The organism is Streptomyces sp. NPDC001709 (assembly GCF_053596375.1).
On sequence record NZ_JBSFGB010000147.1, the window covers coordinates 1 to 1434 of the forward strand.

The window sequence follows — 1434 nt, forward strand, 5'->3', positions numbered from 1 at the left end:
TCTCCGTAAGTTGTTTGGTGGCCCGGGAGGGCCGGGTGTGGCTGAACGTTCTCTGCCTGCAGTGGCTCGCAAGGAGTGGCCGTCCGGCTCTTCGGGGCGCCCTGGTCGCTGATTGAAATCTGCGGATCGGTCGCTGTTTACGGAGATGACGACGGGGTGTTCCTCGGGCCGCTGGCAAGGCGAAACGGTTCGAGGAGAAGCACGTGACCGACCAACGGGCCTGCATCTGGGCGGGCGTCGACGTAGGCAAGGCTCACCACTGGGCAGCTGCAGTAGACGAGACCGGTTCGACCTTATGGTCGAAGAAGATCGACAACGACGAGTCGGCGATCCTCGCCGCGCTCGGTGAGATCCTCGACCTGGCCATCGAGGTCCGCTGGGCGGTGGACATCACCGGCACATCCTCCGCGCTGCTGCTGGCTCTGCTTGCTGCCCACGGTCAGCAGGCCGTCTACGTTCCCGGCCGCACGGTCAACCGCATGTCCGGCGCCTACCGCGGTGAAGCCAAGACCGACGCTCGCGATGCGTACGTCATTGCCGAAGCAGCCCGCCACCGCCGGGACTTCGCCTCTATCGACGTGCCCGCCGAGCTGGCCGCCGGCCTTGCTCTGCTGACCTCCCACCGTGCTGATCTGATGGCCGATCGGGTGCGGATGCTCAACCGCCTCAAGGACGTGCTCACCGGCATGTTCCCAGCCCTGGAGCGGGCCTTCGACTACTCGGCCCACAAGGGCGCCCTGGTGCTGCTGACCGGCTATCAGACTCCCGCTGCGATTCGCCGTCGCGGCCGATCCCGGCTCACGGCTTGGCTGGCCAACCGCAACGTGCGTGGCGCGGACGCGGTCGCAGCTACCGCTCTCGAGGCCGCTCAGGCTCAGCAGACGGCACTGCCCAATGAGACCGTCGCGGCCCAGATCATCGCCGACCTGGCCACGCAGATCCTCGCTATGGAAGATCGTCTCAGGCAGATCGACCAGCAGATTCGGGAGACTTTCCGCAGTCACCCCCAGGCCGACATCATCGAGTCCTTGCCGGGCATGGGACCCCTCCTGGGTGCCGAGTTCGTCGTGGCTGCGGGCGACATGTCGGCCTACGCAGACGCCGGCCATCTGGCCTCGGCGGCAGGGCTGGTACCCGTTCCTCGCGACTCCGGACGACGCACCGGGAACCTGCATCGCCCCAAACGCTACAACCGCCGCCTGCGCAGGGTCTTCTACCTCTCCGCGCAGGTGAGCATCATGCGTGAGGGCCCCAACCGCGACTTCTACCTCAAGAAGCGCAGCGAGGGCCTGAAACATGTCCAGGCCGTCATCGCGGTGGCCCGACGGAGGATCGATGTCCTATGGGCGCTGCTTCGGGACAACCGGCTGTTCACACCAGCTCCTCCGGTCCCGCAAACGGCTTGACTCGGTCATTGAAACTCCTTGCCATCAG

General features: G+C 66.1%; 1 protein-coding gene. It reads left to right on the plus strand.

Annotated elements, in window-relative coordinates; all coding sequences use genetic code 11:
- The first annotated feature begins 203 nt into the window (after window positions 1-203).
- Window positions 204-1406, plus strand: a complete 1203-nt coding sequence (locus ACWC0C_RS48345; protein WP_450871550.1) for an IS110 family transposase — start codon at window positions 204-206, stop codon at window positions 1404-1406.
- Window positions 1407-1434 lie beyond the last annotated feature (28 nt).